This is a genomic window from Paracoccus maritimus (assembly GCF_025195095.1).
GTDB lineage: Bacteria > Pseudomonadota > Alphaproteobacteria > Rhodobacterales > Rhodobacteraceae > Paracoccus > Paracoccus maritimus.
In genome coordinates this window covers 280,460-301,199 of the sequence record NZ_JANAVZ010000001.1, presented here as the reverse complement: position 1 = coordinate 301,199, position 20,740 = coordinate 280,460, and the positions used below count along the sequence as shown (strand labels likewise).

At 65.2% G+C, this 20,740-nt stretch carries 24 protein-coding genes; 4 read left to right on the top strand and 20 right to left on the bottom strand.

Annotation, left to right across the window (positions count from 1 at the left end):
• Positions 1-15: 15 nt before the first annotated feature.
• The 15 genes from recO to MU516_RS01330 all read right to left on the bottom strand — a co-directional run bounded on the left by recO (position 16) and on the right by MU516_RS01330 (position 13,706).
• The gene (gene recO, locus MU516_RS01400; protein ID WP_260275420.1) at positions 16-732 is read right to left on the bottom strand and encodes a DNA repair protein RecO; all 717 of its coding nucleotides are present in this window, start codon (positions 730-732) and stop codon (positions 16-18) included.
• 10 nt (positions 733-742) lie between these two features.
• Positions 743-1,177 carry a VOC family protein gene (locus MU516_RS01395; protein ID WP_260275728.1) on the bottom strand — a complete coding sequence of 145 codons (435 nt, stop codon included), beginning with the start codon at positions 1,175-1,177 and terminating at the stop codon, positions 743-745.
• A 64-nt stretch (positions 1,178-1,241) separates the two neighbouring features.
• Positions 1,242-2,363: a Hint domain-containing protein gene (locus MU516_RS01390; RefSeq protein WP_260275419.1), complete on the bottom strand. Its 1,122-nt coding sequence runs from the start codon at positions 2,361-2,363 to the stop codon at positions 1,242-1,244.
• 93 nt (positions 2,364-2,456) lie between these two features.
• The gene (gene rarD, locus MU516_RS01385; protein WP_260275418.1) at positions 2,457-3,392 is read right to left on the bottom strand and encodes an EamA family transporter RarD; all 936 of its coding nucleotides are present in this window, start codon (positions 3,390-3,392) and stop codon (positions 2,457-2,459) included.
• Positions 3,393-3,437: 45 nt separating this feature from the next.
• Positions 3,438-4,607 (bottom strand): Hint domain-containing protein, encoded by a 1,170-nt coding sequence (locus MU516_RS01380; RefSeq protein WP_260275417.1) that lies wholly within the window; start codon positions 4,605-4,607, stop codon positions 3,438-3,440.
• A 126-nt stretch (positions 4,608-4,733) separates the two neighbouring features.
• Complete coding sequence (locus MU516_RS01375; protein WP_260275416.1) at positions 4,734-5,069, bottom strand: DUF1491 family protein; 336 nt, start codon at positions 5,067-5,069, stop codon at positions 4,734-4,736.
• A gap of 8 nt (positions 5,070-5,077) precedes the next feature.
• Positions 5,078-5,992 (bottom strand): GTPase Era, encoded by a 915-nt coding sequence (gene era, locus MU516_RS01370; protein WP_260275415.1) that lies wholly within the window; start codon positions 5,990-5,992, stop codon positions 5,078-5,080.
• A complete protein-coding gene (rnc, locus tag MU516_RS01365; RefSeq protein ID WP_260275414.1) occupies positions 5,989-6,678 on the bottom strand; it encodes a ribonuclease III in 690 nt (229 codons plus the stop codon). The genes era and rnc overlap by 4 nt, the downstream gene beginning before the upstream one ends.
• The gene (gene lepB, locus MU516_RS01360) at positions 6,675-7,469 is read right to left on the bottom strand and encodes a signal peptidase I (RefSeq protein ID WP_260275413.1); all 795 of its coding nucleotides are present in this window, start codon (positions 7,467-7,469) and stop codon (positions 6,675-6,677) included. The genes rnc and lepB overlap by 4 nt, the downstream gene beginning before the upstream one ends.
• Before the next feature lie 73 nt (positions 7,470-7,542).
• A complete protein-coding gene (gene acpS, locus MU516_RS01355; protein WP_260275412.1) occupies positions 7,543-7,956 on the bottom strand; it encodes a holo-ACP synthase in 414 nt (137 codons plus the stop codon).
• 58 nt (positions 7,957-8,014) lie between these two features.
• Positions 8,015-8,479, bottom strand: coding sequence for a hypothetical protein (locus MU516_RS01350; RefSeq protein ID WP_260275411.1), 465 nt, complete (start codon positions 8,477-8,479; stop codon positions 8,015-8,017).
• Positions 8,476-9,210 (bottom strand): pyridoxine 5'-phosphate synthase, encoded by a 735-nt coding sequence (locus MU516_RS01345; RefSeq protein ID WP_260275410.1) that lies wholly within the window; start codon positions 9,208-9,210, stop codon positions 8,476-8,478. The genes MU516_RS01350 and MU516_RS01345 overlap by 4 nt, the downstream gene beginning before the upstream one ends.
• A 29-nt stretch (positions 9,211-9,239) precedes the next feature.
• Entirely contained in the window at positions 9,240-10,073 is an 834-nt protein-coding gene (locus tag MU516_RS01340) for a 4-(cytidine 5'-diphospho)-2-C-methyl-D-erythritol kinase (RefSeq protein WP_260275409.1), read from the bottom strand.
• A 9-nt stretch (positions 10,074-10,082) separates the two neighbouring features.
• Positions 10,083-11,948, bottom strand: coding sequence for a tetratricopeptide repeat protein (locus tag MU516_RS01335; protein WP_260275408.1), 1,866 nt, complete (start codon positions 11,946-11,948; stop codon positions 10,083-10,085).
• A gap of 87 nt (positions 11,949-12,035) precedes the next feature.
• Complete coding sequence (locus MU516_RS01330; protein WP_260275407.1) at positions 12,036-13,706, bottom strand: electron transfer flavoprotein-ubiquinone oxidoreductase; 1,671 nt, start codon at positions 13,704-13,706, stop codon at positions 12,036-12,038.
• A 242-nt stretch (positions 13,707-13,948) separates the two neighbouring features.
• Here MU516_RS01330 and greA point away from each other — a divergent pair, with 242 nt between their 5' ends.
• Positions 13,949-14,419 (top strand): transcription elongation factor GreA, encoded by a 471-nt coding sequence (gene greA / locus MU516_RS01325; RefSeq protein ID WP_260275406.1) that lies wholly within the window; start codon positions 13,949-13,951, stop codon positions 14,417-14,419.
• A 4-nt stretch (positions 14,420-14,423) separates the two neighbouring features.
• On the top strand, positions 14,424-15,395 hold the full coding sequence (locus tag MU516_RS01320) for a hypothetical protein (RefSeq protein WP_260275405.1): 972 nt from the start codon (positions 14,424-14,426) through the stop codon (positions 15,393-15,395).
• Between the two features lie 38 nt (positions 15,396-15,433).
• Here MU516_RS01320 and MU516_RS01315 read toward each other — a convergent pair whose 3' ends face one another.
• Positions 15,434-15,994, bottom strand: coding sequence for a GNAT family N-acetyltransferase (locus MU516_RS01315; protein WP_260275404.1), 561 nt, complete (start codon positions 15,992-15,994; stop codon positions 15,434-15,436).
• A 152-nt stretch (positions 15,995-16,146) separates the two neighbouring features.
• Here MU516_RS01315 and MU516_RS01310 point away from each other — a divergent pair, with 152 nt between their 5' ends.
• The gene (locus tag MU516_RS01310) at positions 16,147-16,824 is read left to right on the top strand and encodes an AzlC family ABC transporter permease (protein ID WP_260275727.1); all 678 of its coding nucleotides are present in this window, start codon (positions 16,147-16,149) and stop codon (positions 16,822-16,824) included.
• The gene (locus tag MU516_RS01305) at positions 16,821-17,156 is read left to right on the top strand and encodes an AzlD domain-containing protein (RefSeq protein ID WP_209054717.1); all 336 of its coding nucleotides are present in this window, start codon (positions 16,821-16,823) and stop codon (positions 17,154-17,156) included. The genes MU516_RS01310 and MU516_RS01305 overlap by 4 nt, the downstream gene beginning before the upstream one ends.
• Here MU516_RS01305 and MU516_RS01300 read toward each other — a convergent pair.
• The 4 genes from MU516_RS01300 to MU516_RS01285 are packed head-to-tail and all read right to left on the bottom strand — an operon-like array spanning position 17,141 to position 20,693.
• Positions 17,141-17,767 carry a hypothetical protein gene (locus tag MU516_RS01300; RefSeq protein ID WP_260275403.1) on the bottom strand — a complete coding sequence of 209 codons (627 nt, stop codon included), beginning with the start codon at positions 17,765-17,767 and terminating at the stop codon, positions 17,141-17,143. The two genes, MU516_RS01305 and MU516_RS01300, sit on opposite strands and share 16 nt — an antisense overlap.
• 21 nt (positions 17,768-17,788) lie before the next feature.
• Entirely contained in the window at positions 17,789-17,923 is a 135-nt protein-coding gene (locus MU516_RS01295; protein ID WP_209054719.1) for an aa3-type cytochrome c oxidase subunit IV, read from the bottom strand.
• A gap of 53 nt (positions 17,924-17,976) precedes the next feature.
• Positions 17,977-18,999: an MBL fold metallo-hydrolase gene (locus MU516_RS01290; RefSeq protein WP_260275402.1), complete on the bottom strand. Its 1,023-nt coding sequence runs from the start codon at positions 18,997-18,999 to the stop codon at positions 17,977-17,979.
• Entirely contained in the window at positions 18,996-20,693 is a 1,698-nt protein-coding gene (locus MU516_RS01285) for an acyl-CoA dehydrogenase (protein ID WP_260275401.1), read from the bottom strand. The genes MU516_RS01290 and MU516_RS01285 overlap by 4 nt, the downstream gene beginning before the upstream one ends.
• Between the last annotated feature and the right edge of the window lie 47 nt (positions 20,694-20,740).

Here is a 20,740-nt window from a genome sequence, read left to right as displayed (position 1 = left end):
TCAGGCGGAGCCGCGCTATACGGCCAACCGCCTGACAAGGCGGTCGCGTGCCGCGGGCAGGCTGCGGCCGACCATCTCGGCCGCGACGCGTTGTTCAAGGAAATGTCCGGTGATCGCCAGCCCCTCGGCCAGGCCATTGCCGCGATTATCCCCGGCCCCGCCCATGATCCGGGGCAGTGGCAGCAGCCTGTCCGCCCACTCGCCGGCGCCCGCGCGACTGACCGCCCTGCCCGACCGCGGGCTGACATAGCATAGCCCTTCATGCGCCCCCGTGACCGCGCATGAGGACAGGTCGAGGCCAAAGCCCATCTCGTCCAGCAGTTTCATTTCCCAGCGAAGATAATCGCCCGCCCAGTCACGGCCTGCGTCCATGTCTTCCAGCAACACCTCGGTCATGGCGACCAGCGCGGGATGCGGATCACGTTCCGGCAGGGTGAACATCAAAAGCGCGCAGACCGCGTTCAGCCCCGCCAGCCCCAGCGGATCGGCCAGCAGCCCCGCGCGCAGGTGCAGCGGTTCGGCGCTGAAATGTCCAAGCTGGTCATCCGACCGCGCGCGCCACCGCAAATCCAGCCGCGCCCCGGGTTGCAGCATCGCGGCACGCTTGCGCGACGCGCCGCCCGGCACCAGCCCGGCATGGCGGCCGTGCCGGGCAGTCAGCACATCGATGATGACGGCGTTTTCGCCATGCGGCCGCCTCGCGATGACGGTGCCCTCGCCCTGCCATTCCATCGGCGCACGCTCAGTCCGGGTCCGGAAGCGTCAGCGACCCATCCGCGGCCAGCGGCCAGAACGGATTGCAGGCGATTTCCCAGACATGCCCGTCGGGATCGGCGAAATAGCCCGAATACCCGCCCCAGAAGACCTTCTCGGGACGTTTCAGGCAGGCGGCACCGGCCTGCAGCGCGGCGTCGAACACCGCGTCGGTTTCGGCCTCGTCAGCACAGTTCTGCGCCAGGGTGACGGCCCCGGTTCCCAGCGCGGCACCGGACCGGCCCTGATCGGCAGCCAGATCGCCGCGGCCAAACAGGCCAAGAACGGTTCCGTTCATCTGGTAGAAGATGATCCCCGGCTGCGACGCGGGATGCGCCTGCCAACCCCAGCCGGCATAGAAATCGCGCGCCCGGTCCAAATCCCCGACACCCAGCGTGATCAGCGTCACTCGTTGCCGCGGCAGTGCCATGCGTGGTCCCCTTCGCCAAGACCTGTGCAGGCTGTCACGCCGCGGCGCTGCGGGCAAGTCAAGACACCAGAACGCGCCCATTCGCGGCGTGGCGTTCGGCAAGGCGGCGCCCTTTGCTGCCCTTGACCAAAGGACGCGCGGGTTCGGCCGGCGTCGCCTCGATATCCGGGAACAGTTCAAGAATCTCGCGGCGCGCTTCGGCTCCGACCGATTTCATCGCCTGCGGCCCCGTGAACAGGGATTCCGTCATCGCGCCGTTCGAACAGACAAGCTGATGCGCGTCGAACATGAAATGCACATAGGTCACATCGGCCATGTCGTCGGCCGTGTCGATCCCGTCGATCTGCAACAGCTGCTTTGCGGCCACCAGCACCTCGGTCGTGCCGAACATGCGCTGCGCGATCGCCGACCGGATCAGGATGCGATGCTGGGGCGATACGACCAGATCCCGCAATGGCTGGTTAGGTCCCAGCGCACCGCGGCTGATGCGAACGGGCCGCAGATGCGGCGCCCTTGTCAGATCGATACGCGCAGATCCAACCCAGCGTATCGGTCGCGGGCCGCCGTCTGCCGTCGTCACAAGATCGCCGACCACAAGATCTTCGACCGGGATCGCCCCTTCAGGCGTTTCGATCAGCGTTCCTACCGCAAAGCAGGCAAATTCTGTAACCTGCCGGTCGCGAGTCAGATTGAAGGTCTGGTCCGCCTCTGCGCTGATCAAGCTGACCGAACTGATCGCCTTGGCGGTCAATGCCGGATCCGCGGCAGCAGCAGAGGATGGCGGCACCAGATACATGTCACCATTGGTCATCTGCGCGACCAGCACGACAGAGTTCGAGGTCGTGCCATCGAAATAGTTCAGCGTCGCGTTGTAGCTGAAAAGGCCATCAAAACTATAGTTTTCGGGCGTTCCGTCGCCGTTCCTGTCCGCCTGAAAGAAGTCGAAGGCGCCGCCGGTGTTGTTCGCGTTCAACGAGGTGGAAGGCGCCACATTGTCCTGCGTGGTGATGGTCGATACTGAATCGTATAGCGGCTGTGTCAGACCACCGCGATTTCCGCCGTTGCCATAGGTCCCCAGCACCGACGTCGCATTCCGGTTTTCGGCAAGGTTGTTGCCTTCGATGGTGTCGATATTCGTTGCGATCCGGCCCATGTAAAGGGCGTTCCATGTCGTCGGCATGCATACTCCTGAAGCCTTGCGTTGAAGCGCCTGATCCAGCTTCATTCATGAGTTGCATAAACTTGCAGACGATGCAAATGTCAGGGCCGCTATCTACTGCATTCGGCGGGTCGTCGCCGAGGCGGCGCGGCGTCTGGCGCCGGCCTCGCGGAACAACGAAAAGCTGTAGATGGCCAACGCCGCCCAGATCATCGGGAAGGCGATCATCCGCGCCGTCCCGAAAGGCTCGTCGAACAGCATGACGGCACACAGGAAAATCATCGTGGGGGTGATGTATTGCAGGATGCCGATGGTTGACAGCCGCAGCAGCTTGGCCCCGTTGGCGTAGAAAAGCAGCGGAATTGCCGTGACGGGACCGCATCCCAGAAGCAGCAGCATGTCCGTCGTGGTGCCGCCAAGGAAATCACCGTGACCCGCTGTCACCAGCCAGCCAAGATAGACCAGCGCCAGCGGGCACAGCAGCATCACTTCCAACGTGAAGCCTTGATTGGGGCCCAGGGGCAGGCTTTTCTTGAAATAGGCATAGAACCCCCAACTCAGCGTCAGGGTCACGGCAACGATCGGCAACCGGCCCGCCTGCACCGTCAGGATGACGACCGCCGTCAGGGCCAGCCCGATCGCCAGCAACTTGGCGCGGTTCAGCCGCTCGCCCAAAAGCAGGCCGCCGAGGGCGACGCTGAACAGCGGGTTGATGTAATAGCCAAGCGCGGCGTCCAGCGCGTGATCATGCGTGATCGCCCAGACATAGGTCAGCCAATTGACCGAGATCAGCGCCGCCGTCAGCCCGGCCATCGCCAGCAACCGGGGACGGCGCAGCGCTGCAAGAACATCGTCCGCGCGACGCTGATACAGCAGGACGGCAGCGGCGATGGGCAGCGACCAGATCACCCTGTGGGCAATGATCTCGGCGGCCGGAATATGAGACAGCGCCTTCATGTAGATCGGCAGCAACCCCCACAGGCCATATGCCGTGACGGCAAAGGCCAGGCCACGCGGGGAATCGCCGGTCTGATCGGGCAGGCTGCTCATTCAGATTGCATATGCTGCAATTCATGGCAGCGCCAGCATGATTTGTCACGGCACCGGCGACAGAAGCGGCCTTGCGTTGCGAAGGTGGCGACGGGCAAGGTTTCGTCCCGCCCCTGCCTCGGCAAAGGGCCTGGCCGGTTCAAGAAGCGCGGCCAGTTCCGGGAACAATGACAGCAACTCGATCCGCGCGGCGGGATGCAGCGCGCGCAATGCCTGCGGCCCCGGAAACAGGGTCTCGGCCGGGGCGCCGTCTGCCAGCACGATCTCGTGCCGATCACAGGCGAAATGCCAGTAGTCCAGATCTTGCAGATCATCCTGCCGCGCAATGCCCGGCAGGCCGACAAGATGATGAGCGGCGATCAGCACCTCGTCGACATCGAACATCCGGCGCGCCACCGCGGACCGCACCAGGACACGGTGTTGCGGGGACAGCAGCAGGTCGCGACGCGGCAGACCCGCACCAAGTGCACCGGCCGCAATCCTGATCGGACGCAACTTCGGAAAGGCCGACAGCATCCGCGGTCCCACGTGGCGGCACGCGGTCCAGCGAACCGGCTGCGCGCCATGATCCCGCGTCAGAACCAGGTCGCCGACGCGCAGTGACTGGACCGCGCGTTCGCCGATGGGCGTGGCGATCCGCGTGCCCGCAGCGAAGCAGACCACCGCACCATCGCGATCCAGCTGCGCCCGCGTCCCCGCCCCGCTGCTGAGAAAGCTGGCATTGCGGGTGAAGTCCACAAGGTTCGGCGTCTGGTGCAGGCTGTCGCCGTCGATCAGCGTCAGCGTGGTTCCCGGCGCGTACAGCCCTGCCGCGCCGGGGACGTACCGCCCCTGCTGGATGTCCCAGCCCCGCGAGATGCTGATCCCGACGGGTTGGTTGTCGATGGCCAGCCATGTGGCGCGGAAATGCAGTCCGCTTGCCGGATCAACCAGGATCATCTCGAAATCGGCCTCGACATTGCTTCCCGGCGCATAGTCGATGCCGTTCAGTGTGACCGGCGAATCCAGCCGCGCGCCGTCATCGTCAGGAAACTCATCGCGGCCGTCGGCACGTGCCGTGGTCACTTGCGCGGTGCCAAGACTGTCGAACGAGGCGGTGCTGACATCGATCCTGCCGCCCGATCCGATCTCGCCTTCGGATTGCCCGCTGCGCCGGAACATACCGTCGGGATCGTTCACCGAATCCCATTCGATCACGGTAAAGGTGAATGCCATGACAATCTCCGACCAAGCTGGCCGGCATCAGAGGGAAAACTGCTTAACAATACGTTAATGCCGCGTGAGCGCAGACACGTTTTGTTGGGGCTGCCACCATCGGGCATACCCGATCTTGTGACAGCCCTACGCCAAGCCTTCCTGGTCCAGCAGTGTGCGCCCATCGCGGCTTTCAATCTCGATGACCCACAGATCGGGGTCGAAGCCCCGCTGCCGGCGGATTGCCGCGTCCACGTCGGGTTCGGGGCCGTCGGTGGTGATCCGCCACGGCCGCGCATCGGTTTCGAAATCCCACTCCCGCGCGTAAAGCTGGGCGGTGCCGTCCAGTCGCGCGCATTTGACCAGCACGGCCCCGGCGGTCTCGTCGCCATGCGCAATCACATAGGCCGGAATGTTGGCCTGACCCAGACGCGCCAGATAGGCCGACACCCAGACCCCCGCCGCCAGCCGTGGCTCAGGCATCGCCGCTCCTAGTCGCCATCGCGGAAATCTAGGCCGATCTCGCCATACCGCTCGGCCTCGTCCTGCCAGTTCTCGCGCAGCTTGACCTGCAGGAACAGATGCACGCGGCGGCCCATGAATTCCTCCAGTTCCGCGCGGGCAGCCTGACCGACGGCCTTGACCGTCTCGCCGCCCTTGCCCAGCACAATGCCCTTGTGACCCGCGCGAGAGACATAGATGATCTGATCGACCCGCGCGCTGCCGTCCTTGCGTTCCTCCCACGCCTCGGTCTCGACCGTCAGCTGATAGGGGATTTCCTCGTGCAGGCGAAGGGTCAGCTTTTCGCGGGTGATCTCGGCCGCGATCATCCGCATCGGCAGATCCGCGATCTGGTCTTCCGGATACAGCCACGGCCCCGCAGGCAAGGTTTCGGCCAGCCAGTCCCGCAGATCGTCGCAGCCATATCCCTTCTCGGCCGAGATCATGAAGGTCCGTTCGAACGGATAGGCTTCGTTCAGCTTCTGCGACAGGGCAAGCAGCGCCTCGGATTTCACCCGGTCGATCTTGTTGATGATCAGTGCGACCGGGGTCTTGCGGTCCAGCGCGGCCAACTGGTCGATGATCGCCTGCGCGCCGTCGGTCAGGCCGCGATGCGCCTCGATCAGCAACAGGATGATGTCGGCGTCGGACGCCCCGCCCCAGGCCGCCGCGACCATGCTGCGATCCAGCCGGCGGCGCGGGCGGAAGATGCCCGGCGTGTCCACAAACACGATCTGGCTATCGCCCGAAATGGCGATGCCGCGGATCCGGGCGCGGGTGGTCTGGACCTTGTGGGTCACGATGCTGACCTTGGCGCCGACCATGCGGTTCAGCAATGTCGATTTGCCGGCATTGGGTTCGCCGATCAGGGCGACAAAGCCCGCACGAGTGGTCTTGTCGGTCATTCGCGGCCCTCCAGCCGGTCCAGCAGCGCTTGCGCGGCCGCCTGTTCGATGCTGCGCTTGGTCCCGGCGCCGCTGGCATGTGCCTCGCGGCCGTCGGCCAGCCGTGCGGTGATGTGAAAGACGGGCGCATGATCGGGGCCGCTGCGGTCCGTCTGGTCATAGGCGGGCGGTGGCATGCCATTGGCCTGCGCCCATTCCTGCAAAGCGGTCTTGGCGTCGCGCGGATCGTCGTCAAGGCTGTCCAGCCGGTCCCGCCACAGGCGCAGGATCATGTCGCGCGCGGTGTCGAATCCGGCATCCAGATAGACGGCGGCGATCACCGCCTCCATCGCGTCGGCCAGCAAGGCCTCTTTGCGCCGTCCGCCCGACAGCATCTCGGAACGGCCCAGCTTCAGCACGTCGCCCAGGCCGATTTCCCGGGCCATGGCCGCGCAGGTCTCGCCCTTCACCAGCGCGTTGTATCGCGGTGCAAGCTGCCCCTCGCTGGCCTTCAGGTCGGCGCGAAACAGCGCCTCGGCCATCACCAGGCCCAGCACCCGGTCGCCCAGGAATTCCAGCCGCTGGTTATCCGGACGCGTCGCCGAGGCGATCGAGCCGTGGGTCAGCGCGCGCACCAGCAGTTCGGGCCGCGCAAAGTCATGCCCAAGCCGGCCCATGAAGGCCCGGATATCGGCCGAAGGCGTCACTCGACCGCCTTGAAGAAACGATCCGCCCGCCAGGTCCAGAAATACAGCAGCGACCGCCCGGCCGAGCTGAACATGATCCGGTCGGCGCGTCCGATCAGATAATCCGCAGGCACGAAGCCCAGACCACCGACCTGTTGCGGGAAGCGCGAATCTTCGGAATTGTCGCGATTGTCGCCCATGAAGAAATACTGACCTTCTGGCACGGTGAAGGTCGGCGTGTCGTCGGCCACCCAGCCATCGACAATGTTCAGCACGTCATGGCTGACACCGTTCGGCAGGGTTTCGGTGAAACGCGGCTTGATGCATTCGCCGCCTTCGGCAACCGGATCGTTCGCACAGCGCGGGATCAAGCCCTGAGGACCCTGCTGTTCCTTGATCTCGACGAAATCGCCAGCCGCGTCGGTCTGAACCTCTTCACCGTTCAGCCACAGCCGGCCACCGCGCATCTGCACCGTGTCGCCGGGCAGGCCGATGACGCGCTTGATGAAATCGACCCCGCGGGTGGGATGGCGGAACACGACGACATCGCCACGCTCGGGGTCGCTGCCAAGGATCCGGCCGCTGATCGGGCACAGCGCGAAGGGGCAGGAATACTGGGAATAGCCATAGGCCATCTTGTTGACGAACAGGAAATCGCCGATCAGCAGCGTGTCCTTCATCGACCCTGACGGGATCCAGAACGGCTGAAAGAACAGGGTGCGAAAGATGCCCGCGATGACCAGCGCCCAGAAGATCGTCTTGACCGTCTCCCAGATGCCTTCCTTTTTCTTGCCTGCCGTGCTGTCGGCCATATTCTTGTCCTTTGGCTGCGTGGCACGAAAGGCCGCGTTCGAGGGGCTTCATGGTCCCGCACGGGGGTCAGAGTCAAGCAGGCCGGGCTTGCCGGGGCAGCGCCTCGATCACCACGAAGGCCTGTGCCCAGGGATGATCGTCGGTCAGGGTCACATGCACGATGGCGTCGTGTCCGGGCGGCGTCATCGCGGCCAGCCGTTCGGCGGCCCATCCGCTGAGTTCCATCACAGGCTGTCCGGTCGAAAGATTGCTGACCGCCATGTCCCGCCACGCGATGCCCATCGCCAGACCGGTTCCCAGCGCCTTGGAACAGGCCTCTTTCGCAGCCCATCGTTTGGCCAGCGTGCCGGCCTCGTCCTTGCGGCGCGCAGCCTTGGCCAGTTCGATGTCGGTGAAGACGCGGCGGCGAAAGCGATCTCCGAACCGGTTCAGCGTGTTCTGGATCCGGTCGATATTCGCAAGGTCAGTGCCGATGCCCAGGATCATGCGTCAGATTGCCCCGACAGGATCACGGGGACTTGGGCAAAGAAAAAGCCGCGCAAGATCACTTGAACCCCTGCGTGACGATGTCGCCCGTCTGCTGATTTATGGTGACCGAAAGCTGGAACCAGCCTTCGTCACCATCGAAGTCGCCGTTGACGGGATAGTGGCGGGCAGGCAGCGTGATGGTCAGGCCGCGCGCGGGATCATAGCTGGCCTGATGGGCGGCGAAGTCCATATCGTAGAAGCCAAGACCGTTATCCAGCCCCACGACGCGACACTGACGCAGACCCAGCTCGTCCCGCGGCGGGCTGATCACCAGCAGCTTGAGGGCGCCGCCCGCTGGTTCGACCATGTCCAGCATCGCGATGCGAACCTGATCGTCGGCATAGGTGGCGGTGTTGTCCTCCCATGGCTCGGCGATGGTATCGGCGCGGGTCGCATCGCCGCAGGGGGTGACAGTTGCCGCACTGTCCTGCGCGAATGCAGGTGCTGCCATCAGGACAAGGGCAAGGGCGACACGGATCATTGGCGGGCCTCGTTCATCCGGCGGCGCATTTCCCCGATCGCCTCGCCTAGGCCGGTAAAGACCGACTCGGCAATCAGGAAATGCCCGATATTCAGTTCCTTGATCTGGGGCAGCGCAGCGATGGGGCCGACCGTATCGAAGGTCAGTCCGTGACCTGCATGCACCTCGAGTCCAAGATCGTCTGCCAACCGTGCCCCCTCGGCAAGTCCTGCCAGTTCGGCGTCGCGTTCGACGAACCGGCCTTCGGTGTCCAGATCGCAATAGGCACCGGTATGCAGTTCCACCACGGCTGCGCCGATCCGGGCCGATGCCTCGATCTGGCGCGCCTCGTGGCCGATGAACAGCGACACCCGGCACCCCGCTTCGCGCAGCGGTGCGATGAAATCGCCCAGAAAGTTCTCGTTGCCGGCCACGTCCAGCCCGCCCTCGGTGGTACGTTCCTCGCGCTTTTCGGGGACCAGGCAGACCGCATGCGGGCGGTGTCGCAGGGCGATGCGCTGCATCTCGGGTGTGGCGGCCATTTCCAGGTTCAGCGGCAGCGTCAGATGTTCCATCAGCGCGTCGATATCGGCGTCGCTGATATGGCGTCGATCCTCGCGCAGATGCGCGGTAATGCCATCTGCACCCGCCTCTTGGGCGATGCGCGCGGCGCGCAGCGGATCGGGCCATGGCGTGCCGCGGGCATTCCGGATGGTGGCGACGTGGTCGATATTGACGCCAAGGCGCAGCATGGGGATCCTCCGCTGGTTTTGCGGGCAGTCTAGCGGGGCGGGCGCTGGGGTGCCAGTTCCGAAGCCACCGCCCACCAGCCATGCTGTTTCAACATCCCTGCGGCCTCGCGGGCCTTTGCCGCGCTGGCGTAAAGCCCGAAACAGGTCGCACCCGACCCCGACATGCGCGCAAACCCGGCACCGCTGGCATGAAACGCGTCGATGACCTGCCCGATCACCGGGGCGACAGTTTGCGCGGCAGCTTGCAGGTCGTTGCGGGTCTGGGCGAGCCAGCCGATCAGATCGTCTGCATTGCTGAAGCCGGGGATGGGCGGAAGGGGCGGACTGTCGCGGGATTGCAGCGCTTCGAAGACCTGCGGGGTCGAAACGCCCACGCCCGGATTGACCAGCACCAGCGGCAAGGTCGGCAAACCCGGCAAGGCCGTCACGATCTCGCCCGTGCCCTGCATCCGGGCGGGGCGCGACAACAGGCAGACCGGCACATCGGCCCCCAGCCTTTCTGCCGCGCCGGGCAGCGCGTGGCCCATCTGAGCAAGGCCGCGCAGCACCGCCGCCGCATCCGCCGAGCCACCGCCGATGCCCGAGGCAACGGGAAGGTTTTTGGTCAGCGCGATTGCCGCATCCGCCCCGGCCAGACGCGCGGCGCGCAGACACAGATTGTCCTCACCCGCATCCAGACCCGCGGCGAAGGGACCATCGATCCGCAAGGACAACGGTCCCGGCGACAGACGAACCTCGTCCCCGATTCCGGCAAATGCCACCAGCGAATCCAGAAGGTGATACCCGTCAGCGCGCCGACCCACGACATGCAGCGCCAGGTTCAGCTTGGCCGGCGCACTTTCGACCACATGAACGGTGGACATGGCGCCGGATCAATCCCGGGGCGTGCCCGCGGCCTCGGCCTGCGGCTGTGGAACGGTGGGGGATTCGCCCCGCGCCTCTTCATCGGCAAGCACAGCATCCAGCCCCTGATCCAGCTTGGCGCGGATCCGGTCGGGGTCGACGTCGTCGTTTTCCGAAGGGTCCAGCGACAGCGCCCGCTTCCACTGGATTTCGGCTTCGCGCTTGCGGCCGACCATCCAGTAGATGTCGCCCAGATGGTCGTTGACCAGCGGATCGGAAGCCATTGTGCCGATCGCCTGTTCCATTGGCGCGACCGCTTCCTGATAGCGGCCAAGCCGGAAATACGCCCAGGCGAGCGAATCGAGGATGTAGCCATCGCCGGGCGACAATTCGACGGCTTTCTGGATCATCGTCAGCGCGCGGTCCAGATTCACGTTCCGATCGATCCAGCTGTATCCCAGATAGTTCAGCAGGCTGGCCTGGTCCGGATTGATCTCGATGGCGGCCAGAAGATCCTGTTCGGCGCGATCGAACTGGCCCGACCGCTCCAACGCGATGCCGCGCGCATAAAGCGGGAACCAGCGCGCCTGTTCGGGCGCATCGGACAGCAGCGTCAGCGCCTTGTCATAGGCGGGAACAGCCTGCGCGAATTTTTCCTGCTGGCGCAGCAGGTCGCCCAATGCGATCCAGGCTTGCGGCAGGTCCGGATAGGCGGCGGTCAGCGACAACGCGGCCTTTTCCGCCTCGTCACGGCGGTCGGCACGCGAAAGCGCGTCGATACGGCTCAGCTCGGCCACGGGGCGCATCTGGCCCATCCGGCGCAGCGCGTCGAATTCGGGTTCGGCCAGGTCGAACTGATGCCGGTCCTGCAGCAATTGCGCCACCATCAGCCGCGCCTCGCCGGTGTCGGGCGAAAGCCATGCCGCCAGCCTTGCATGGATCAGCGACAGCGGTTCGGGATCAGGGCTGGATGCCAGCGCCGAGGCGAAGGTCAGATAGACCTGCGCAATACCGTCAGCGGGGGTCTTGACCACATCGAATGCCACCGGCTCGCCCGATGCCAGCCTGTCGCGCAGCGCCTGCAACTGCGGCTCGGCCTCGATACCCTGCACGCCGTCCAGCATCGCCACCGCCTCGTCGCGGCGTTCAAGCTGCGCCAGAACCTCGGCCCGAGCCGTGAAGCCCAGCATATGCGCGCCGGTCGCTTCGTCGGACAGCAGGGCGTCCGCGCCCTCGTAATCGCCGACCATCGCGCGGGCCAGCGCAAGATGATAGTTCACCAACGGCGCGACATCCGGGTTCTTGGCCAGCGCCTCGAAGGCGGACAGCGCATCGGATGCACGACCAGCCCCCATCAGCGCCCAGGCATTCACGATCCGATCCAGCAGGTCATCGCGGCGCAGTTCTTCGGCATCATCGGCGGATTGCTGATCCAGCAGCGCCTGCCAGTTGCCCTGATGAACCAGTTCGGCCTTGCGGATCAGCGCCGACAATTCAGTCGCGCGCCCATCGCTTTCCATGTCTGAAGACAGGCTTACGGCGCGGCCGATATCGCCGGCCGAGACCAGCGCAACCAAGGCGCTGTCCAGCAGATAGCGGTCTTCGGGATCATGGGCCACCGCCTGCGCGAAATAGCGTGCGGCAGCGCGGAAATCACTTTCGACCGCCGCCATGCGCGCAGCCAGATAGGGGCCCGCAAGACCAAAGGTCAGCGGTGCGGGCGCGTGATCCTGCTGGGTTTCCGCCCCTGCCGCGGCACTTTCGCTTTGACCAACCTCCTGCGCGTGCGCGGGCCGTGGCTCGGGCCGGGGCTGCGCTTGCAGCACGCCGAAGGGCACAGCCAGGGACGTAAGCAGCGCCAGCGCAATGGCCGATCTTGGGCGGGTCAGTTTCAAGGCATGGTCCCGGTATTCACATTTACGTTGGACACAACCTAACGGCGCGAAAGGGCCGTCGCAACGGCCCCTTCCATCGCAAAGCGATCACATATTCGGGTAGTTCGGCCCATCCCCGCCCTGCGGCGTCGTCCAGTTGATGTTCTGGCTGGGATCCTTGATGTCGCAGGTCTTGCAATGAACACAGTTCTGGAAGTTGATCTGGAATCGCGGCCCGTCGCTGTCCTCGACCACCTCATAGACGCCTGCCGGGCAGTATCGCTGCGCGGGCTCGGCGTATTCCGGCAGGTTCACCTGGATCGGAACAGACGCGTCTTTCAGCCGAAGATGACAAGGCTGGCTTTCCTCGTGGTTGGTAAAGCTGAAAGCCACATTGGTCAGCCGGTCGAAGGACAGCTTTCCATCGGGTTTCGGATAGTCGATCGGCGCATGGTCCGCCGCCTTGCCGGTCGCCTGCGCGTCGGTCTTGCCATGTTTCCAGGTTCCCAAAGGGTTCCAGCCGGTCAGGTTCGCGATCCACATGTCGAAACCACCCAGCGCAAGCGACGGCCAAAGCCCCAGCTTGGACCAGATCGGCTTGACGTTGCGGACACGCTTCAGATCCTTCGCGATCTCGCCGCCGCGCACGGCGGCGTCATAGGCCTCCAGCCGGTCGCCTTCGCGGCCATCGGCCAGCGCGGCGGCGGCGGCCTCGGCGGCCTCGATGCCGGAAATCATCGCGTTGTGGTTGCCCTTGATGCGCGGCACATTGACCAGGCCCGCCGAACATCCCAGCAGCACGCCGCCCGCAAAAGACAGTTCCGGGATCGACTGCCAGCCGCCCTCGCTGATGGCGCGGGCACCATAGGCCACGCGCTTGCCGCCCTCCAGCAGATCAGCCACCACGGGATGATGCTTGAAGCGCTGGAACTCGGCATAAGGATAAAGATGCGGGTTGGCATAGTTCAGGTGAACCACGAAGCCGACCAGCACCTGATTGTTCTCGAAATGATAGATGAAGCTGCCGCCGCCCGCGTTCTTGCCAAGCGGCCAGCCCATCGTGTGCACGACACGGCCCTTCTGGAACTTCTCGGGCGAGACCTCCCAGATCTCCTTCATGCCAAGCCCGTATTTCTGCGGCTCATGGCCTTCGGAAAGTCCCAGCTTGCCGATGATTTCCTTGGCAAGGCTGCCGCGCACGCCCTCGGCGATGAAGACATACTTGCCGTGCAGCTCCATGCCGGGTTCGTACATGCTGCCGGGGGTGCCATCGGGGTTCAGCCCCATCTCGCCCGCCACGACGCCCTTCACCCGGTCGCTGCCGTCGTCGGCCTTGGCCCAGACGATCTGGCTGGCGGCCATCCCGGGGAAGATCTCGACGCCCAGGTCCTCGGCCTGTTCGGCCAGCCAGCGGCAGACATTGCCCATGCTGACGATGTAGTTGCCGTGATTGTTCATCAGCGGCGGCATCGGCCAGTTCGGCACGCGTACCTGCCCGGCTTCGCCCAGAATGTAGAAATTGTCGTCGGTGACCTGCGTGTTCAGCGGCGCGCCCTTGTCCCGCCAGTCGGGGATCAGCCGGTTCAGGCCCGACGGGTCCAGCACCGCGCCGGACAGGATATGGGCACCGATCTCGGACCCTTTCTCCAGCACCACGACCTGGATTTCCGGGTCGATCTGTTTCAGCCGGATCGCCGCAGACAGGCCCGCAGGCCCGCCACCCACGATCACGACATCATATTCCATCGACTCGCGTTCGACCGTGGCCTCGTCCGTCATGGCTGGCGCTCTCCCTCTGCTTGCTGGTCCTAGCTGTATCGGCTGGCGCAAAGCGGGGCAATCGTCACGCCACGACATATCAGGCCGAAAACCGCCATCTGCGCCGATGCCGGGCTTGCATTGGCCCCGAAATTGGGTTCACGATACTTCGCACGAGCTTTCGCGCCCCTGCCATTGTCGAATGGCGGGGGCGTTCGATTAGCGTCAGGACGGCAACCGCACCCCGAAAGGACAGGGCAGCGATGGACAAGATACCGATGACCCGCCGCGGCTTTCAGTCGCTGGAAAAAGAGCTGACCGAGCTGAAATCGAAAGAGCGGCCCGCCATCATTCGCCAGATCGCCGAGGCACGCGAACATGGCGACCTGTCCGAGAACGCCGAATATCATGCGGCCCGCGAAAAGCAGGGCTTCATCGAGGGTCGGATCAAGGAACTGGAATCGATCCTGTCGCGCAGCGAGGTCATCGACCCCGCCAAACTGTCCGGGTCGATCAAGTTCGGCGCGACCGTCCAGCTGATCGACGAGGACACCGAGGAAAAGCGCGTCTATCAGATCGTCGGAGAAGCCGAGGCAGATATCGAACGCGGGCTGCTGAACATGCGCTCGCCGCTGGCCCGCGCACTGATCGGCAAGGACGAAGGCGACAGCGTCGAGGTGAACACCCCCGGCGGCCAGCGCAGCTACGAGATCATCACGATCCGCTACGAGTAGTGTCATGTCGCTGACTGGCCGCATCGCTTCGCTTGCACAGCGTGACGCCCTGACCACCGTCGGACTGGGGCTCAGCCTTGGCTGGCTGCTGTTGGTGGGACTGTTCTGGCTGCTGGTTCCCGGCGGCGCCGATGGCACGGGTGGTGTCGCCCGGCTGGCGGCGATCGCCGGGGTCCTGTTGCCACTGGCGCTGATCTGGCTGGCGGTCGGGTTGGCGCGATCCATCGCCGCGCTGCGGGCCGAGGCGGATGAGCTGCGCGGACATCTGACGCAACTGCGCGAATACGCGGCCACCCGCGGTGCACCACCCGCGACCGGCGACACGCGCCAGCGGACCGAACGCGGCCCAGAGGCGGCGCCTGTGCCGGCCACCTCCACGGCACGGCCCTCTGCTGCGCCCGCACGGCAACAGCCTGTCGCAAGGACAACCCCACCCGCCGGAACACGGGCCACCCCCGCAGATCAGCGACAGGCCGCGATGCGCTTTGATTCGCCCGAACCTGTGAACATCCCGCCCGAGACGCTGATCCGCGCTCTGAACTTTCCCGACGGTGCCGACGACACGGCGACCATCGCGGCAATGCGCGAGGCGCTGAAGGATCACGAGAATTCGCGCGTGCTACGCGCCGCGCATGACGTGGTCACGCTGCTGGCCGATCAGCAGGTTTACATGGATGATCTGCGGCCGGACCCCGCCGGACCGGATATCTGGCGGCGCTTTGCCGAGGGTGCGCGCGGCAGCGCGGTCGCGGCGCTTGGCGGCATCCATGACGAGGCCGCGGTCGAGGTCGCCTCGGCGCTGCTGCGCGGGGACGAGATATTCCGCGACGCCGCCCATCATTTCCTGCGCCATTTCGATATCCTGTTGACCCGCCTGCTGCCGCAGCTGGACGATGCAGAGATCGAGGTGCTGGCAGAAAGCCGTTCTGCACGCGCCTTCATGCTGGTCGGACGTGGCGCAGGCATCTTCGGCTGATACCGAAGCGGCACCTGACTACCGGCTGCGCGCGGCTGTCATATCCCTGTCGCGGCGGCGTATCGTGCCATCGAACCGGCCTCGGGCACATTATCGACGGCCCGGCGCAGGATCGTCACCTGCCCCGTCCATGGCCACCCGAACCTTCCCTGCGCGACCGCCGCGAATCCCATTGCCCGATAGAATTCCATGGCGCCGGAATTCTGGACCCGGACCTCGGCCCTCAGACCGGGATGACCTGCCAATGTCGCCCGGACCAGGGCTTGATTGAGAAGCGCGCCGCCGATCCCTTGGCGCGCATCGCGCACGACAATCCCGTCAACGACAAGATCAGCCGTCGAAGGGGCCGCGCGAAACGCGATCCGCGCGCCCAACGGCGTCGCGGCGAGAAACCCGCCCTGTGCGTCGCGCAACCCGATCACCCCGGCGACACCGCCGGTATCGTCCAACGCGACTATCCCGTGGCACGCGCGAATCCTGGGGGCCGGGCCCCAGCCGTGACCGATTGCGCCCCACCACAGCCTGGCCGCCTGGGACAGTGCCGCATCTGGCACGGGGCTGACGATCTGCAGCCGGTGGTCTTGTCTCTGATTGCGCATCATGCAAGCAAGGTTGCCGCGAACCGTCGGAAAACAAAAGCGCCATGAGCCCCTCGCCCGCCCCCAGACCCGATCATCAGCAGGCTGCCGCCGACGATCCGGCGGTGGCACGCGCCTTGGCGCGCACACCCGCGCAGGCGTTCCGGCACGGGATGATCCAGTCGGTGCCGCTGATGATCGTCGTGGTGCCCTTCGCATTGCTGTTCGGCATCGTCGCGCTGGAGGCGGGAATGGACATCGCGCAGGTGATGGGATTTTCGGTTCTGGTACTGGCCGGGGCGTCGCAGTTCACCGCCGTTCAACTGTTGTCCGATCATGCGCCGGTCCTGATCGTCATCCTGTCCGGGTTGGCGGTCAATCTGCGCATGGCGATGTATTCGGCATCGCTGGTCCCCTGGCTGCGCGAGGCGACAGGTTCTCAGAAGGCCCTGATCGCCTATGCGCTGATCGATCAAAGCTATGCCCTGTCGATCCAGCATTATGAAAAACATCCCCGGCTGTCGCTGCGGCAGCGGCTTGCCTATTTCGCGGGCGTCGCGGTGGCGATGTGTGTCCCCTGGATCGTGGCATCCTGGGTCGGCGCGACGGTCGGCCAAGCGATCCCCGAAGGTATCGCGCTGGATTTCGCCATGCCGATCACCTTTCTGGCGATGATCGCGCCGATGCTGCGCACGGTTGCGCATCTGGCCGCATGCTTTGTCGCAATCGTCGCGGCGCTGGCGCTGGCGGGACTTCCATCAGGGCTGGGCCTGCTGATCGCAGCGCCACTGGGCATGGCCACCGGAGCCATCGTTGAAACATGGATGGAACGAAAGGGGGACGGGCGATGAACGGCGGCGTATCCGATCTGACCGTCTGGTTCGTGATCATCGTGCTGGGGATCGGCACGTTCCTGATCCGCTGGTCGTTCCTGGGCGCGCTGGGGGATCGGCCGTTGCCCGGCTGGGTGCTGCGGATGCTGCGCTACACCCCGGTCGCGGTGCTGCCCGCGCTGGTCGCGCCGTTGGTCATGTGGCCCGAGGCGACCCAGGGCCAGCCAGACCCCGCGCGGCTGTCCGCCGCAGCCGCGACGCTGTTGGTCGGCGTACTGAGCAAGAACGTGATCCTTGCCATCCTTGCGGGCGGCATCACCCTGTTCGGAATGCTCTACGTTCTGGGATAGCCCCTGATCGTTCCGTCCTTCTGCTTCAGAAGGACATCGTGATTGTTCGCCGGATCGCCGTCGCGATGCGTTTTCGACACCACGCCGGGCAGGGTACGGAACCAGTTGCGCAGTTTGATCGGGGAAAATCCGGTCGGGGCGTTCTCGAATCCCGGCAGGCCGCGCAGCACACTGCCGGTCTCGACGGCGCAGAAGCTTTTGTTGGCAGCGCCGTTCGCCTCGGCCCGCGCGATGGCCAGATCCGCGACTTCGCGGCTGACGGGAACGCGATCCTCGGCCACCCAATAGGTGCTGCGGGCGTGATAATCGATGTAGAAACGCTTGAAGTTGTCGGTGACCCCATACAGCACGTCATGGCGTTCGGGGATGCGCGGATGGTTCCAGCTGCCCGCCGGATCATAAACCACCCGCTGGCTGCCATTGATCATCAGCGCGGAATGCCCGCCCTCGCCGCGCGGAATGCCGATCACGGTGAACAGCGTGATCGATGGCGGCTCGTCACTGACAAATCGCGCGGCGCGGACGGCTTCATCGCTTGCCCAGATGTTGTCGGCCCCGCATGCAGCCAGAACAGCCGGCAGTGACGCCGCCAGGAAGACGCGTCTTTTCATGTCATCAGATCCCGTTCGCGATCAGGCGTTCGTCAGCGCCATGAAGATCAGCGCCAGGATCGACAACCCTGCCACCCAGCTTGCCAGCTTGATGAAGCCCGCAAAGGTCTTCCGGTGTTCGGTGATGTCCATCTTGCCATGCTCGTGATCGGCCATGCCTGTTCTCCGCGTTTGCCTGAGACGTGCGATACCCGAATCCGGCAGCGCTGTCACGCCCCCCACAGCACTGCGCCATCGCTTTCGCCGACCGCCCGGATCCGCCCCGCGCGGCGCAGGTGATTGATATGCGCGACCGCCTCGACCAGGGCCAGCCCGAATTCCATCCCCGCGATGCGACGCTTGAACAGGATATCGAAACAGCCGACCGCGCTGCGCGGTGCCTTCGCCAGCGCGTCCTCGATGCGCGCAAGCGCGCCATGATGGTTGTCGGCCAGCTGACGCAACCTGTCGGGCAGTCCGGTGAAGGGCAGCTTGTGTCCCGGCAGGACCAGATGGCGGTCTTCGGCCAGAAGCGCCATGCGCGCGCAGCTGGCCAGCCATTCCCCCACCGGGTCGGCCTCTGGCTCGTTCGGATAGACGCCGAGATTGGGTGATATCGAGGGCAGAAGTTGGTCTCCGCCGATCACCAGATCGTCGTCCAGAGACCACAATGTGACATGCCGCGGTGCATGCCCGTCGCCCATCGCCACCCGCCACCGACGACCGCCGATCCGCATTTCCTCGCCCTCGTGCAGCCTTGTGTATCCGGGCGGCAGCGGATGGACGACATCGGCGCTGTTATAGGGGCGTTCGGCGGCGCGTCTTTCCAGCAGATCCGCGGGCATTCCCGCGCGTCGCCAGAAGTCCAGCGCCTGAGCGGTGGGCGTGTCCTGAATATCCAGTTGCAGCATCCGCGCCGTCAGCCACGCGGTCCGGCTCATCGCAAGTTCCGCGCCGTCGGTCTGCATGAACCATCCGGCAAGTCCGATATGATCGGGATGATGGTGGGTGCCGATGACACGAACGACCGGCAGCCCCTGCAACGGCCCCGACCGCAGGCGCTGCCAGATGGCGCGGGCGCGGCGCGTGTCAAAACCGGTATCCACGACGGTCCAGCCATCCGCCTCGCGCAGCGCGTAGACATTGACATGATCCAGCGCCATCGGCAGCGGCAGGCGCAGCCATATCACGCCCGGCGCCACCTCGATGCCCTCGCCCTCGTCGGGCGGCGACTGGAACGGATAGTCGATCAACCGCCAAGTCCTCCGGCCAGCGACGCGTCGCTGATCGCGGTCAGATCGGCCAGTTCCGCGCGCGCCTCGGCAAGATTGGCGGCGTATCGCGGCAGCACCCGGCCGATGAACACCCGTGCAAGCGCCAGTTGCGCCGTATCCCCCTTGCGCGCCGCGCGCAGATGGAAATGTCCCCCCAGCACCAGCGCGAAGGCCGTCAGATAGGGCACCGCACCCGCGAACCGCTCGTCCACGTCCCGTTTCAGCAGATCCTGCGTCGCTTCGCGCAGCGCCTCGGATGCCTGCCAAACGTCGTCGGCCAGTTCGGGGTGGTCGCCATGCGCGGCCTTGGCGCCATCCGACACCTCGTCCAGAAGCCGCATCGCCGCCTCGCCGCCGTCGGCCAGCTTGCGGCCGACCAGATCCATGGCCTGAATACCGTTGGTACCCTCGTAGATCGGGGTGATGCGAACGTCGCGCAGATATTGTGCCGCACCGGTTTCCTCGACATAGCCCATGCCGCCATGCACCTGCACGCCGGTATCGGCGACGCGACAGCCCACATCGGTGCCATAGGCCTTGGCGATCGGGGTCAGGAAGGCTGCGCGGGCAGCGCAATCACGATCGTCCGTCGCGCGCTCCATGTCGATGCTGGCGGCACAGGCCAGACAGATCGCGCGCGCCGCAAAGATCTCGGCCCGTGCCGTAGCCAGCATCCGGCGCACATCGGGATGCCCGATGATCGGCCCCATCTGGTTGCGATCCTGCGCATAGGCGACCGCCTGTTGCAGCGCCGCCTCGGCCACGCCGACACCCTGCACGCCGACGCCAAGCCGGGCGCAGTTCATCATCGTGAACATCGCTGCCATGCCCTTGTGTTCCTGCCCGATCAGCCATCCGGTCGCGCCGTCATAGCTCATCACACAGGTCGGACTGCCGTGAATGCCCATCTTTTCTTCGAGGCTGACAACCTTCAGGCTGTTGGCGACGCCGGGGTTGCCATCCTCGTCGGGGATGAATTTCGGGACCATGAACAGGCTGATGCCCTTGGTGCCCTTACCCCCGTCAGGCAGCCGCGCCAGCACGGCGTGGCAGACATTCTCGGTCACGTCGCTGTCGCCCCAGGTGATGAAGATCTTCTGGCCGGTGATCGTGTAGGTGCCGTCGCCGTTGCGTTCCGCCTTCGTGGTCAGGGCGCCGACATCGCTGCCTGCACCCGGCTCGGTCAGGTTCATGGTGCCAGACCATTCGCCGCTGGTCAGTTTCGGCAGATACAACGCCTTCAGCGCGTCGCTGGCATGATGCTCCAGCGCCTCGATCTGGCCCTGCGTCAACAGCGGGTTCAGCTGCAGTGACAGGCAGGCGCCGGACATCATGTCGGCCACCGCCATGTTCAGGGATTGCGGCAGGCCCATGCCGCCATATTCCGGATCGGCGGCAAGGCCGATCCAGCCGCCTTCGGCGATCGCCCGGAACCCCGCGTCAAAGCCGGGCGAAGACCGCAGCTTGCCATTCTCCAGCCTGGCGGGGGTCTGGTCGCCGGCGCGGTTCAGCGGCGCCAGGACGTTGCTGGCCAGTTTGCCGGCTTCTGTCAGGATGGCTGTCGTGGTTTCCGGTGTCGCCTCGGCGAATTTTTCGGTGCCGGCCACATCAGGGAAAGGCACGACATGTTTCAGGATGAATTCGATTTGCTCGACCGGCGCCGCATAGCTCATCTTGACCTCGCTCCCATGCGCCTTGGCAAAACCTGCTGGCGCGACTA